The following is a 14,165-nucleotide window of genomic DNA, read 5'->3' on the forward strand; positions in this document are numbered from 1 at the left end:
CGGCGGGCCGGGGTCAGCGGCGCCGGTGCACCGTCTCGCCCGCGACCACCACCGTCTCGGCGACCGTGCCCGGGATGGACTCCACCGGGACCTCGAAGATGTTCCGCGACAGGACCACGAAGTCGGCGGCCTTGCCCACCGTCAGGGAACCGCGCTCCCCGTCCAGGAAGTTGGCGTACGCCGAGCCCATCGTGTAGCCGTGCACCGCCGTCGCCACGTCCACCGTCTCGCCCGGCTGCCACGGCTCCCCGCCGTCCAGGGGGCGGCGCGTCACCGCCGTGTAGATGCCGATCATCGGGTCCATCTCGGCGACGTTCCAGTCGCTGGAGAAGGCCAGTACGGCGCCCGCCTCGTGCAGGCTCCGCATCGGCCAGGCCTTGTGCCAGCGGTCCTCGCCCACGTTGCGCGCCCAGTCCTGGCCGGGCCCGGCGATCTCCGGCGCGCAGTGCCGCGGCTGCATGCAGGCGACCACCCCCAGCTCCGCGAAGCGCGGTACGTCGGCCGGGTCGAGGCACTCCACGTGCACCACCTGGTGGCGGGCGTCGCGCGGGCCGTTGACGGCCCGGGCGTGCTCCACCGCGTCCAGGACGGTCCGGATCCCCCGGTCCCCGGTGGCGTGCACGAAGCACTGGAATCCCCGCGCGTCCAACCCCGCCAGCAGCTCCGCGAACTCCTCGGCCGGGTAGAAGGTCTCGCCGCGGTGCGTGCCGCAGCCGGTGTACGGCTCCAGCAGGGCGGCCGTACGGGGTTCGACCACGTCGTCGATGTACAGCTTGAGCGGGCCGACCCGCAGCCGCGGCCCGGCGTACATCCGGGCCGCCGCCGCGAAGGCGTCGAGTTCCAGCTCCGTCGTGCCCCGGGGGTGGAAGAGGGCGGCGACGATCCGCGAGCGCAGCCGCCCCTCCGCGCGGGCCCGCTCGTACAGTCCGAGGTCGTCGAGGGAGTTCTGCGGTTCCACCACCGTGGTGATGCCGAAGCCGATGGCGTCGTCGAGGCTCCTGGCGAGGCGGCCGTACTGGCGGTCCGGCGAGGCCCACGGCACACCCAGCTCGCGCAGCGCCCGGTGGCCGTCCCGGGACAGGCCCTTGACGGCGAAGCCGGTGACGAAGCCGGTGGGTTCGCCGGTCCCCGGGTCGGTGGCGGCGGTGCCGAAGGGGAGGTCCGTACGGTCCCGGGTGACGCCGAGGCGGCGCATGGCCGCCGTGTTGAGCCAGGCCGTGTGCACGTCGTACGAGAGCACGAGCGCGGGGGTGTCCCCGGTGACCGGGTCCAGGTCGGCGGCGGTCGGCATCCGGCCGTCGGGGACGGCGGAGTAGTCGAAGGCCTCGGCCTCGATCCAGTCGGCGTCCGGGTGGGCCCGCCGCCAGTCCAGGATCCGCTCGTGGATGCCGGCCAGGGTCCGCACCCCGGCGAGCTGCACGCAGGCGTCGTCGGATCCGAGCCGGACGTGGTTGTGCGCGTCGATGAAGCCGGGCAGCACCAGGCGGCCGCCCGCGTCGATCCGCTCGGTGGCGGGGCCGGCCCAGGCGGCGGCCTCGGCGTCGGGGCCCACCCAGACGATGGCGCCGTCGTGCACGGCGAGGGCCTCGGCCTCGGGCAGTGCCGGGTCCACGGTGTGGATCCGGGCCCCGGTGAGCAGCAGGTCGGCGGGGAAGGGGTGTGGCATCGGGCGGCGCTCCTGAGCAGCAGGGGGTACGGGCGGGGGCGGAGGTACGAGGGGCCGCCGGTCAGGCGGCCGGGGCGTAGGCCGGGACACGGCGGGTCAGGGCCCAGTACGTGAGGCCGGAGACGACGGAGCCGAGGAGGGTGAGGTCGGCGCCGCCGAGCGGGGCCACCAGCGGCCCGGTCCAGAGGGCCGAGTCGCAGGTCAGGGCGGCGAAGAGGAGGCCTGCGAGCAGGGCGGCCAGGCCGGCCGGGCGGTAGCCGGCGCGGTACCAGTAGGCGCCCGCGCGCCCGGCGTGCAGCGCGGCGGCGTCGTAGTGGCAGCGGCGCAGCAGCATGTCGGCGAGGAAGACCCCGCCCCAGGGGGCGAACACGATGATCAGGAGGGAGAGGAAGGAGAGCAGGGAGGTGGTGAAGTCCACGAGGAACAGGGCGCCCAGCGAACCGGCGGCGGTGACGGCGGCGCTGACCACGATGGCGCGGGCCCGGCTCCACGGGATGCCCAGGACCTGGAGGTTGAGGCTGGAGGAGTAGAGCGTGATGATCGAGTTGGTGACCGAGCCGCCGAGTACGAGGGCCAGGAACAGCGGCTGGAACCAGCCCGGCAGCAGGCTCCCGGCCCCGGTGACCGCGTCGGTCATGTCGGTCCGGGTGGCGGCGGCGACGCCCGCGACGCCGAGGGCCACGGAGGAGGTGAAGCCGCCGAGCGCCCCCATCCAGGTGATCGACTTCAGCGAGGTCGTCCGGGGCAGGTAGCGGGTGTAGTCCGCGGGCATCGGCAGGTACGAGAACGGCCCGGCCAGCATGACGACGAAGGCCAGGCTCCAGCCGGAGACGCCGGGGGCGGAGGCCGGTGCGGAGGTGTCGGCGCCGGGCAGGACGAAGACGAGCAGCGCGCCGAAGCCGGCGGCGAGGACGTAGGCCATCCAGCGCTCGGCGAACTGCACGGTGGCGTGGCCCCAGAGGGCGACGGAGAAGGTCAGCGCGAGGGTGAGGCCGAGCGCGAGGGCGCGGGCGGGGCCTCCCCCGCCGAGCCCCGTCCGGGCGAGGAGGGCCTCCAGCGCCAGGGTGCCCACCACGGTGTTGACGACGGTGTAGCCGACGCCGACCACCCAGTTGAGGGCGCCGGCGGGGAGGTTGCCGCGGACGCCGAAGGCGGCCCGGGACAGGACCAGGGTGGCGGTGCCGGTGCGGATTCCGCCCAGTCCGGCGGCGCTCACCGCGAAGAAGGACAGGCCGCTGACCACGACCACGGCGACGGCCTGCCAGAACGAGAGCCCGAAGGCCACGGCGAGCGCGCCGTTGATCACGTAGGTGAAGGTGAGGTTGGAGCCGAACCACAGCCAGAAGAGGTCCTTGGCGCTGCCGTGGCGCTCGGCGTCGGGGACGGGGTCGATGCCGTGCGTCTCGACCCTGAACACCTCGTCGACGTCGGCCGTCGTCCGTTGCTCTGCCATGCGCCCTACCCCTGGTCCTCGGCCCGATGAAACTTGAATGACGTTCTAAGTACTTGAATGGCATTCAAGATGCGCGCTGAACCGGAGCCCGTCAAGACCCTGTCCGGGATAAGGTCGGGCCACGAGGAGCAGGAGGGCGGAACCGGTGGCGGGAGCGGCGCGGCGGCGCGACGGGCAGGTCGCCCAGGAGCGGATGCTGGAAGAGGCCATGGCGGCGATCGCCGAGGACGGACTGGCGGCGCTGACCATGTCCGCGCTCGCCGAGCGGCTCGGCACCAGCGGCGGCCACATCCTGTACTACTTCGGCAGCAAGGACCGGCTCCTGCTGGAGGCGCTGCGCTGGAGCGAGACACGACTGGCCGCCGAGCGGGCCGAGTTGATGAGCCGACGGGTCACCGCACAGCGCAGGCTGGCGCTCTTCGTCGAGCTGTACCTGCCGCGCGGCCCGCGCGACCCGCGCTGGACCCTGTGGATCGAGCTGTGGGCCCGCACGGCGTCCAACGAGCCCCTGCGCGCGGCCCAGCAGGAGATCGACGACGGCTGGCAGCGCGACCTGGAGGCCCTGCTGGCCAAGGGGGTCGACCAGGGCCGCTTCGCCGCCGGCCTGGACGTCCCCGGCCGGGCCTCGGAGCTGCTGGCCCTGCTGGACGGACTGAGCACCAGGGTGGTGCTCGGCCAGCGCGGCTCGGACCGTCCGCTGGCGCTGGAGCGGGCCCGCTCGGCGGCGGCCGCCCTGATCCCGCCCGCCTAGGGCGACTCTTTCGGATCTTGCCGGGCCCGCGGCGCCCGGCACCGCACCGCGGGAGCGACCTGCACGGACGGACGTGACCCGGGGGCGCGGGTGCGCGCGTGAGGGCGCTCGCGGGAAGGTCCGCCGCGCGTGCGCCCTACCGCGCTCCTCCCCCAACGCGCACAATCAGCCGTGACGACCCGGTACGACCGTGAAGGAGGGAGCGCGTGCGCCATCAGGTGCGCACCGCGGACGGACGCGCTCTGACGGTGGAGCGCTGGGGCGACCCCGACGGCAAACCGGTGTTCCTGCTCCACGGCATGCCCGGCAGCCGGCTGGGCCCGGCCCCCCGGGGCATGGTCCTCTACCAGCGCCGGATGCAGGTCATCGCCTACGACCGGCCCGGCTACGGCGGCTCGGACCGCCATCCGGGCCGCACGGTCGCCGACGTGGCCCAGGACGTGGCCGCCGTGGCCGACGCCCTCGCCCTGGACACCTTCGCCGTGGCCGGCCGCTCCGGCGGCGCCCCGGGCGCCCTGGCCTGCGCCGCCCTGCTCCCCGACCGGGTGACCCGGACCGCGGCGATGGTCGGCCTGGCGCCCCGGGACGCGGAGGACCTGGACTGGTTCGCCGGCATGGCCGCCTCGAACGTACGGGAGTACACCACCGCCTCCAACGACCCGGAGGAGCTGGCCGCCCGGCTGATACCGCGCGCCGCCGGCATCCGCGAGGACCCGGGCCGGCTGCTGGACGAGCTGCGCCGGGAGCTGACCGCCAACGACCGCATGATCGTCGCGGACGCCGGCCTGCGGTCGATGCTGCTGCGGAACTACCGCGAGGGGCTGCGCCATTCGGCGTACGGCTGGATCGACGACGTCCTGGCCTTCAGCCGGCCCTGGGGCTTCGACCCGGCGGACATCCGCTGCCCGGTGCTGATCTGGCACGGCGAGCTCGACGTGTTCTCCCCCGTGGGCCACTCCCGTTGGCTGGCCCGGCGCATCCCCGGCGCCACCACCACCATCGACCCCGCCGCCGCGCACTTCGCGGCCCTGCGGGCGCTGCCCGACGTACTGAACTGGCTGCTCCGCGACCTGCCGGCGCCTCCGCTCAGCGAACCGCAGCCCGCCTAGGCCGTCGACCGCAGGACCGGCGGGGACCGGGGCGCGCCGCCGGCAGACCCCGGCGGCCGCGACGCCCTCCGGGAGAAAAGGATCTTGCCTCTCGGCGAACGGCCGGAATACGCCCCTCCAAGGATTACGTCACGCTTTCCATAGAACGCTTGACCAGGCGTCATGCCTCGGTTGCCAATAGGGTGTGGCCGAGTAAAGTCCACGCTTGACAGCAGCACCTCGCTTGTTGTCATTCACATGCCCATTCCACATGGCTTCCCCGAGGACGGTGTCGTGAACACTTCCGCAACCCCCCCGACCAGCACGGTCAAGGCCCGCCGGGTCCCGCTCGACCGGATCGACGTCCGCAGCGCGTCCGCGACGGCGACGCTCGGCCGCGTGCTGCCGACGGAATCCGGTCGTTCCGTTCAGTCACCGATCTTCAACTCTGCGCTCTGACACCGAAGTAGGCGCTCTAGACTGGTGGAATGACCGGCCTGATCGCATTTCGCGAGATCGTCCTGAAAGTTCACAGCAGATGCGATCTCGCTTGTGATCATTGCTACGTCTACGAACACGCAGATCAGAGCTGGCGAGCCCGGCCGAAAGTGATCTCCCCCGAGGTGATCGCCCACACCGCGTCGCGGCTCGCCGAACATGCCCGTGACCATGCACTCCCCTCCGTCACGGTGATCCTCCACGGGGGGGAACCCCTGCTGGCGGGACCCTCACGGCTCCGGCTCGTCTGCGAGGAGTTCACCCGGGCGCTCGCCGGGACCGCAGCCCTCGACCTGCGGATCCACACCAACGGCCTCCAGCTCAGCCCGCGTTACCTCGACCTCTTCGACGAGTTCGGCGTCCGCGTGGGCGTCAGCCTGGACGGGGACCGGTCCGCGAACGACCGCCACCGCCGCTTCGCGGACGGCCGTACGAGCCACCCGCTGGTGCTGGCCGCCCTCGCGCTGCTGCGCTCCGCCCCCTACCGCCACCTCTACCAGGGCCTGCTGTGCACCGTGGACGTGGCGAACGACCCCGTGGCCGTCCTGGACGCGCTCGTCGAACTGGAGCCGCCGCGGGTGGACTTCCTCCTCCCGCACGCCACCTGGCAGTCGCCGCCGGTCCGCCCCGACGGCGCCCCCGACGCGTACGCGCGCTGGCTGCTGCGGGTCTTCGACCACTGGGAGCGCCGCGGCCGCCCGGTCCCCGTACGGCTCTTCGAGTCCCTGGTCTCCACCCTGGGCGGCGGGCCCAGCCTCACCGAGTCCCTCGGGCTCGCGCCCACCGACCTCGTCGTCGTCGAGACCGACGGCACCCTGGAGCAGGTGGACTCGCTCAAGACCGCCTTCGAGGGGGCCGCCGCCACCGGCTTCAACGTCTTCGACCACGCGTTTGACCAGGTCGCGGCGCATCCCGGCGTGCGCGCCCGACAGCTGGGCCTGGCCGGCGTCAGCGACTCGTGCCGGCGCTGCCCCGTCGTACGCTCGTGCGGGGGCGGCCTCTACAGCCACCGGTACCGCGAGGTCGACGGGGTCGGCGGCTTCGACCACCCCTCCGTGTACTGCACCGACCTGCGTGAACTCGTCGACGGCGTCGAGGGCCGCACGGCGCCCCGCCGGACCGCGCCGGAGCTCGCGGACCCGGCCGCACTCGCGCGCTCCCAGCAGGAGCTGACCCGGGTGCTGCTCGCCCGCCTCCACGCCGACCTGGCCCCCGACCCGGGCTGGGCCCGGTCCTGGGAGCTGCTGGCCGCCGTGGAGGCGTCCGGGGAGGCGGGCGCCGACGCGCTGGACGCCGTACTGGACCACCCCTTCACCCGCACCTGGGTCCTGGCCGCCCTGGAGGCGGTGCGCGCGGAGGTCCCCGACGCGGCCGGGCCGGGCCCCGCCGCCGGGGCGGCCCGCAGGCTGACCGCGCTGGCCGCCGCCGCGGTGCTGCGCGGCGGGCTGGACCTGCCGGCCGAGGTGGCGTACCGGGACGGCGAGGTGTACCTGCCGACCCTGGGCCTGCTGCGGCTCGGGGAGCCGGCCTCGACCGGCCGGGCCTCGCTGCGCGTCACCGGTGAGGGGTACGCGGCCCGGGACGGCCGCACCGAGCACCGCTTCGGGCCGGCGGCGGGGGACGCCCGCTGGCAGCCCGTACGGACCTGGTCGCCCGGCCCCGGAACGGCTCCGGTGGCGTTGGAGGACCTGGACCCGGACCGCGACTGCTTCGCCCGCCCGCCCAGGCTCCGGCTCGGCGCCGGCGAGGCCGGGGAGTGGCGGGGCCGGTTGGACGCGGCATGGGCCCTGCTGCACCGGAGCGTCCCCGGGTTCGCCCGGGCGGCGGCCTCCGGGCTGACCACGCTGACCCCGCTCGCGGGCGGCCCGCGGGCCGGCGACTGGGGCGAGGCCGGCCGGCACGGGCCGGGGGCGCTCGGGGTCCCGTATGCGGGCGGGGTGCGCGAGACGGCGCTCGCGCTGCTGACGGGGCGGCGCCGGGCGCGGCTGCGGGAGCTGACCGAGGTGGCCGACCTCTACGCGCTGGACGGTGCGTGGCAGCACCGCTCCCCGTGGCGGGAGCACCCGGTACCGGTGTCCCGCCTCCTGGCCGACGTGCACGAGCGGGTGGCGGTCGAGGCGTACCGGCGGGCCACCGCGGCCCCCGAGCCGGGCGGCGCGGACCGGATCCACGAGGCCCTGGACCGGCTCGCGGAGGCGGCCGAGCTGACCGTCACGGGCAAGCGGCTGGTGGCGGAGCTGCGCTGGGAGCTCAAGGCGGTCGACGCGTGACGGCCCCGGGCCCCGGGCCCGCGCGGACCCCCGCCTCCCCCGCGCGCTCTCCCGCGCGGCGGCCCCCTGCGCCGCGGTCCGCCGCTCGGCCGCCGCGGAGCGCCCCGGCCCTGGCCGGCCGGCTGCGGCTGCTCGGGGTGCGTCCGGGCGCCCGCCTGCTGGTGCACGCGTCCCTGGGCGGGACGGGGCTGCGCGCCGAGCGGCTGCGCGACGCCCTGACGGGCGCCCTCGGCCCGCACGGCACCGTGGTGGTCCCCGCGTTCACCCCGGAGAACTCCACCACCTCCAGCGCCCACCTGGCCCTCGTCGAGGGCCTCGGCGACACGGAGCTGCGGGCCTTCCGCGACCGGATGCCCCCCTTCGACCCGGCGACCACCCCGAGTCAGGGCATGGGCGCGTTCGCCGAGGCCGTGCGCACCTCGCCCGGGGCCGCGCGCAGCGCCCACCCGCAGACCTCGTTCGCCGCTCTCGGCGGGGACGCGGAGCGGCTCTGCTCCGGGCACCGGCTGGAAAGCCATCTCGGAGAGGACTCCCCCCTGGGAAAGCTGTGCTGGGAGGGAGGACAGGTACTGATGATCAATGTGGGCTTTTCCGCCTGCACCGCTTTCCATCTCGCGGAGTATCGAATTCCGAAGCCCCCCTTGCGCATGTACGAGTGTGTGGTGAAGGTGAACCATCCGGGGTGGCGGCGAGGGCGACAGCCGGGGGGAGAGTGGACCGCCTACGAGGATGTCGCGCTGGACGACAGCGATTTCGCGGAGATCGGCGGCGCGTTCCCGGATTCGCGGGTACGCAGGGGGCGGGTGGGAGGGGCGTCGGCCCTGCTCTTCTCGATTCCGGACGCTGTCGACCACGCCCTGGAGTGGATGACCGAAAACAGACGCTGATTGACTGAACGACGAGGGGATGTGGCGAAGCAGCTCCGGAATGATGTTTCTTCGCTCGCATCTTCGGGACGGGGGGCGTGTGCCCGCATCAGTGCAGCCGTACTTCTTTCTCAGTTATGCGCATACACCGAGATTCGGGGCCGGGGGGCCAGACCCCGACATGTGGGTGGAGCGCCTCTTCCGCGATCTCTGCAGCCATGTCATGGCGCTGACGGATCTGCCCGCCGGCTCCGACGCGGGTTTCATGGACCGGGAGATACGCAGCGGTGAGGGCTGGTCCGAACGGCTCGGTGCGGCGCTCGCCACCTGCCGGGTCTTCGTGCCCCTGTTCTCGCCGCGGTACTTCGCCAGTGAGATGTGCGGAAAGGAGTGGTTCGCCTTCACGCAGCGGCTCATCCACCGGAGCGCGATCAGCAACGAACCGGCGGACGCCATCGTGCCCGCGTTATGGGTCCCGGTGCCCCCCGCGCAACTGCCCGGCCCCGCCGAGCGGTTGCAGTTCAACCACAACACCTTCGGCGAGCGCTACGTCACCGACGGGCTGTACGGGCTGATCAAGCTGCGCGGGTACGCGGAGCAGTACGAGCGGGCCGTGTACGAGCTCGCCAAGCGCATCGTCCGGGTGGCCGAGTCCGTCCGCCTGGAGTCCTCCCGGCCCGTGGACTACCGGGTGGTGCCCAGCGCCTTCGGGCCGCCCGGCAGCTCGGCGGCCCGCACCCTCCAGGTCACGGTGGCGGCCGCCTCCCGCCACGACCTGCCCGACGGCCGCAGCCCCGAGTACTACGGGGACAGCGCGCTGGAGTGGAACCCGTACCACCCGGTCTCGCAGAAGCCGATCGCGTACGTCGCGGAGGACCTCATCCGCTCCCTCAACTACCGCACCACGACGGCCTCCTTCGACGACGAGGCGGGCCACTTCGACAGCAAGCAGCCGCCGACCAGGCCCGAGATCCTGATCGTCGACCGCTGGGTGGTGGAGGACGAGCACCGGCGCCAGCGGCTGGCCGCCTTCGACCAGGAGTCCCGGCCGTGGATCAACGTGGTCGTGCCGTGGAACCGGTACGACCACCAGAGCCGCACGAAGGAGTCCGAGCTGGCCCGGCGGCTGGAGGAGACCATGCCCGTCAAGATGAGCCAGGGCCGGGCCGCCTCCCGGGCCGCGGCCAACGGCGTGGCCAACATGGAGACGCTCGCGCAGATCCTGCCGAAGGTGGTCGAGGCGGCCGCCCAGCAGTACCTCAGGCACGCGCAGGTGTACCTGCCGGCGGGCACTCCCACCGAACGGCCGCGGCTGCTCGGGCCGATGGGGATCGGCGGGCCGCCCGTGGCGCCGCCGGCCCCCTTCCCGCCCAGCGCGCACCGGGCGCAGCCCGCGCGCTCCACCGACGCCGACACCGCCGACGACGCCCACAGCAACGACAGCAACGACACCGACCGGGGGGACGCGGATGACAGCGAGTCGTGACAGCAGGGACGCCCACGACGGCCGTGACGGACGTGACGGCCGCATCGTCACCTTCTACTCGTACAAGGGCGGTACGGGGCGCACCATGGCGCTGGCGAACACCGCCTGGATCCTCGCGGCGAACGGCAAGAGGGTCCTCGCCCTGGACTGGGACCTGGAGGCTCCCGGCCTGCACCGGTTCTTCCACCCGTTCCTGGACCCCTCCACGCTCGGGGCCACCACCGGGGTCATCGACCTGATCAGCGAGTACGCCTGGGCCGCGACCAGCCCGGTGCAGCGCGCCGACGACTGGCACAAGGACTACGCGCGGATCCAGCCGCACGCCGTCTCGCTCACCCCGGAGGTGCTCGGCTGGGAGTTCCCCGACGGCGGCACCCTCGACTTCGTGTCCGCCGGACGGCAGAACCGCGAGTACTCGGCCACCGTCTCCACCTTCGACTGGGACAACTTCTACGACCGCCTCGGCGGCGGCCTGTTCTTCGACGCCTTACGCGCCGACATGAAGCGGAACTACGACTACGTGCTGATCGACAGCCGTACCGGCCTGTCCGACATCGCGGACATCTGCACCGTCCACCTCCCGGACGTCCTCGTCGACTGCTTCACCCTGTCCGACCAGTCCATCGACGGCGCCGCGTCCGTCGCCCGGCAGATCGACGAGCGGTTCAACGAGCGCGGCATCAAGATCTACCCGGTGCCGATGCGCATCGACGAGGGCGAGAAGGAGAAGGCCGACGCCGGAAGGGCGCTCGCCCGGATCAAGTTCGACCGCTTCCCCGGCGGCCTGGTCGGGGACGAGCTCACCGCCTACTGGGGCGCGGTGGAGATCCCGTACCGCCCCTACTACGCGTACGAGGAGACCCTGGCCACCTTCGGCGACGAGGCCGGGCTGACCAACTCCCTCCTCTCCGCCTTCGAGCGGCTCACCACGGTGGTCACCGAGGGCGAGATCACCTCCATGCCGGTCGTCGGCGAGGAGGTCCGGCTGCGGATCCGGGACGCCTTCACCCGCCGCCGCCCGGCCCTGCCCGCCGACCTGTTCCTCTCCTACGTCGCCGAGAACCGGATGTGGGCCGACTGGATCGAGTCGGTGCTGACCCGGGCCGGCTTCCGCGTCGTCCCCAAGGACGTCTCCGCCGAGCGCGCGCCGGCCGCGCCGCCGGGCGCGGGCGACACCCTGGGCGGGGCCGGGATCAGCGTCGACACCGCCGCGCGCACCGTGGTGCTGCTGTCCAGCGCCTACCTCAAGTCGGCGCGGGCCGTGGACGTCTGGAACCGGGCCGCGGCCGAGGACCCGACCGGGGGGCGGCGCCAGCTGGTGCCGCTGCGGGTGGGCGACGTCCGGCTCGCCACGCCCTACATCGACCGCAATCCGGTGGACCTCTTCCGGCTGGACGAGGTGCACGCCACGACCGCCCTGCTGCGCGCCGTGGAGCGGCCGATGGCGCTGCCCGACAGCGTGGCCAGTGCCTCCCAGCCCGGACCGCGCTTCCCCGGGACCGTCCCGAAGATCTGGAACGCCCCGCCCCGCAACCCCGGTTTCACCGGCCGCAGCATCGTGCTGGAGCGCATGCGCGACCAGCTCGGCGGCGGCATGGCCGTGGTGCTGCCGCAGCCGCAGACCCTGTACGGGCTGGGCGGCGTCGGGAAGACGCAGGTGGCGCTGGAGTACGTGCACCGGTTCATGGCCGACTACGACCTCGTGTGGTGGATCTCCTCGGAGCAGACCGACGACGTGGTCGCGGCGCTCGCGGAACTGGCCGTACGGCTGGGGGCGCAGACGGGCGAGGACATGGCGGCGGCCTCCCAGGAGGCGATCGACCTGCTGCGGCGCGGGGTGCCCTCCTCGCGCTGGCTGCTGGTGTTCGACAACGCCGACGACCCGGAGACGCTCAAGCGGTTCTTCCCGCCGGGCGGTCCGGGGCACGTGCTGGTGACCTCCCGCAACCAGTCGTGGTCCCAGTACGGCGACGCGCTGCCGGTGGACGTGTTCCTGCGCGAGGAGTCCATCGAGCACCTCCAGCGGCGGGCCCCGGGGCTCAGCAAGGAGGACGCCGAGCAGGTGGCGATCGTGGTGGGCGACCTTCCGCTGGCCGTCGAGCAGGCGGGCGCCTGGATCGCGGAGACGGCGACGCCGGTGTCCGCGTACATCGAGCAGCTGAACGAGCAGGCGGCCCGGGTGCTGGCGCTCAACCAGCCGCCCGGATACCCGGAGCCGGTCGCCGCGACGTGGAACGTGTCCATAGAGCGGCTCCAGTCCCGCTCGCCGGCCGCCGTCCGGCTGCTCCAGCTGTGCGCCTTCCTCGCCCCCGAGCCGATCTCGGCGAACCTGCTCTACAGCAAGGAGATGATCGACGCGCTCAAGCCGTACGACTCCTCGCTCCAGGAGAAGCTGGTGCTCGGCCGGGTGATCCGGGAGATCGGGCGGTTCGCGCTGGCCAAGGTCGACCAGGTCAGCAACAGCATCCAGGTGCACCGCCTGGTCCAGGCCGTGATCCGGGCGCAGCTGAGCGAGGAGGAGCAGCGCGAGGCCCGGCACGCGGTCCACCGGATCCTGGCCGGCGCGCGGCCGGACGACGACGAGCCGATCGACAATCCGGAGACCTGGCCCCGGTTCAACACCATCTGGCCGCACCTGACCCCGTCGGAGGCCCGGTTCTGCCGTGAGCCCGAGACCCGCCGGCTGCTCATCGACCGGGTCCGCTACCTGTGGAAGCGCGGCGACTTCAAGGCCGCCTACCAGCTCGGCGAGGAACTGCGGGAGTCGTGGAAGGAGCAGCTCGGCAACAACGACCTCCAGTACCTGTACCTGCGCTTCCACCTGTCGAACATCCTGCGCTCGCAGGGGCGGTTCGTGGAGGCCAAGGAGCTCGACGAGGTCACCCTGGAACGCCAGCGGGCCGTGCTCGGGCCCTCGCACCCGCACACCTACATGACCATGAGCGGCCTGGCCAACACCCTGGGCGCCCTCGGCCAGTACGGCGAGGCGATGGAACTGGCGACGCACGCCCACGAGGGGTTCAGCCAGATCTTCCACGAGGCGCACCCGCGCACCCTCGCCGCGGCGAACAACCTGGCGCTCAACCTGCGGCTGGTCGGCCAGTACGCCCGGGCCCGCGAGATCGACCAGGAGGTGTACGACCTGCGGACCGAGGTACTGGGCCCGGAGCACCCGTACACGCTGTCCTCCGCCCAGAACCTGGCCCGCGACCTGCGCGAGGTGGGGCGCTACGAGGACTCGGTGCAGCTGCTCAGCCGGACGTACGAGATCTACAAGCGGACGCTGGGGCGGGCCTTCCCCGGCACTCTGGCGGCCGCGAAGAACCTGGCGGTGTCGCTGCGCCGGGCCGGGCAGCTGGAGGACGCGCTGCGGCTCACCTCGGCCACCCGGACGAGGTACCGGGCCAAGTACACGTCCGTCAATCCGGACCTCCTGTCCTGCGAGCTGAACCTGGCCTCGGACCTGTTCGCGACCGGCGACCCGGGCGCGGCCCGGGACCTGGCGCAGGAGGTGGTGGACGAGTACATGAAGGTGCCGGGCGAGCGGCATCCGTACACGCTGGCGGCCGTGAACAACCTGGCGGTGTTCCACTGGGGCACCGGCGCGGCCGAGACGGCGGAGCCGATGCTGCGGCAGACGATCCGGCTGATGCGGGACGTCCTGGGCGACAACCACCCGCACACCGTCTTCGCTCAGCTCAACCTGGCGAACGCCCGGGCCGACCTCGGCGATCCGGAGGGCGCCCTGGAGCTGGAGCGCCTGGCCGTCATGCAGCTGCGCGAGACGCTGGGGGCGCACCACCCCGAGACTCTGGCGAGCGCCTCGAACATGGCGGTCAGCCTGGACTCGATGGGCCGCAAGGAGGAGGCGGCCCGGGTCCGCGGCGAGACGGTGGCCGAGCTGACCCGGCTGCTCGGCGAGGACCACGGGCTGACCCGCTACGCCCGCGACGAGCGGCGGGTCCACCGCGACCTGGAACCGCTCGCCGTGTGATCCGACCGCGGGCGGCGGGGCCGCCCCGCCCCCCCGCCCCCCCCCCCCCCCCGGCCCCCCCGCCGGGGGGGGGGTGTCCGACACGCAGACCGT

At 73.4% G+C, this 14,165-nt stretch carries 9 protein-coding genes; 7 read left to right on the forward strand and 2 right to left on the reverse strand.

Translation table 11 applies throughout. The features are described from left to right. Positions 1 to 13: 13 nt before the first annotated feature. Both ACFWUQ_RS12640 and ACFWUQ_RS12645 read right to left on the reverse strand, forming a co-directional pair. Positions 14 to 1,666 carry an amidohydrolase gene (locus tag ACFWUQ_RS12640; protein ID WP_384536709.1) on the reverse strand — a complete coding sequence of 551 codons (1,653 nt, stop codon included), beginning with the start codon at positions 1,664 to 1,666 and terminating at the stop codon, positions 14 to 16. Positions 1,667 to 1,727: 61 nt separating this feature from the next. Further along, complete coding sequence (locus ACFWUQ_RS12645; RefSeq protein WP_384536712.1) at positions 1,728 to 3,119, reverse strand: purine-cytosine permease family protein; 1,392 nt, start codon at positions 3,117 to 3,119, stop codon at positions 1,728 to 1,730. Positions 3,120 to 3,264: 145 nt separating this feature from the next. Here ACFWUQ_RS12645 and ACFWUQ_RS12650 point away from each other — a divergent pair, with 145 nt between their 5' ends. The 7 genes from ACFWUQ_RS12650 to fxsT all read left to right on the forward strand — a co-directional run bounded on the left by ACFWUQ_RS12650 (position 3,265) and on the right by fxsT (position 14,072). Next, positions 3,265 to 3,870: a TetR/AcrR family transcriptional regulator gene (locus ACFWUQ_RS12650; RefSeq protein ID WP_384536715.1), complete on the forward strand. Its 606-nt coding sequence runs from the start codon at positions 3,265 to 3,267 to the stop codon at positions 3,868 to 3,870. A gap of 206 nt (positions 3,871 to 4,076) precedes the next feature. After that, complete coding sequence (locus ACFWUQ_RS12655) at positions 4,077 to 4,979, forward strand: alpha/beta fold hydrolase (protein ID WP_384536718.1); 903 nt, start codon at positions 4,077 to 4,079, stop codon at positions 4,977 to 4,979. A gap of 273 nt (positions 4,980 to 5,252) precedes the next feature. Continuing rightward, on the forward strand, positions 5,253 to 5,417 hold the full coding sequence (gene fxsA / locus ACFWUQ_RS12660) for an FxSxx-COOH cyclophane-containing RiPP peptide (protein ID WP_384536721.1): 165 nt from the start codon (positions 5,253 to 5,255) through the stop codon (positions 5,415 to 5,417). Positions 5,418 to 5,446: 29 nt separating this feature from the next. Further along, positions 5,447 to 7,726: a radical SAM/SPASM protein FxsBH, inactivated beta-hydroxylase extension form gene (gene fxsBH / locus ACFWUQ_RS12665; RefSeq protein WP_384536724.1), complete on the forward strand. Its 2,280-nt coding sequence runs from the start codon at positions 5,447 to 5,449 to the stop codon at positions 7,724 to 7,726. A gap of 137 nt (positions 7,727 to 7,863) precedes the next feature. After that, a complete protein-coding gene (locus ACFWUQ_RS12670; RefSeq protein ID WP_384536727.1) occupies positions 7,864 to 8,613 on the forward strand; it encodes an aminoglycoside N(3)-acetyltransferase in 750 nt (249 codons plus the stop codon). A 43-nt stretch (positions 8,614 to 8,656) separates the two neighbouring features. Continuing rightward, complete coding sequence (locus ACFWUQ_RS12675) at positions 8,657 to 10,078, forward strand: TIR-like protein FxsC (protein ID WP_384536746.1); 1,422 nt, start codon at positions 8,657 to 8,659, stop codon at positions 10,076 to 10,078. Then, positions 10,062 to 14,072, forward strand: a complete 4,011-nt coding sequence (gene fxsT, locus ACFWUQ_RS12680) for an FxSxx-COOH system tetratricopeptide repeat protein (RefSeq protein ID WP_384536729.1) — start codon at positions 10,062 to 10,064, stop codon at positions 14,070 to 14,072. The genes ACFWUQ_RS12675 and fxsT overlap by 17 nt, the downstream gene beginning before the upstream one ends. Positions 14,073 to 14,165 lie beyond the last annotated feature (93 nt).

The organism is Streptomyces sp. NPDC058662, assembly GCF_042716255.1.
Taxonomy (GTDB): Bacteria; Actinomycetota; Actinomycetes; order Streptomycetales; family Streptomycetaceae; genus Streptomyces.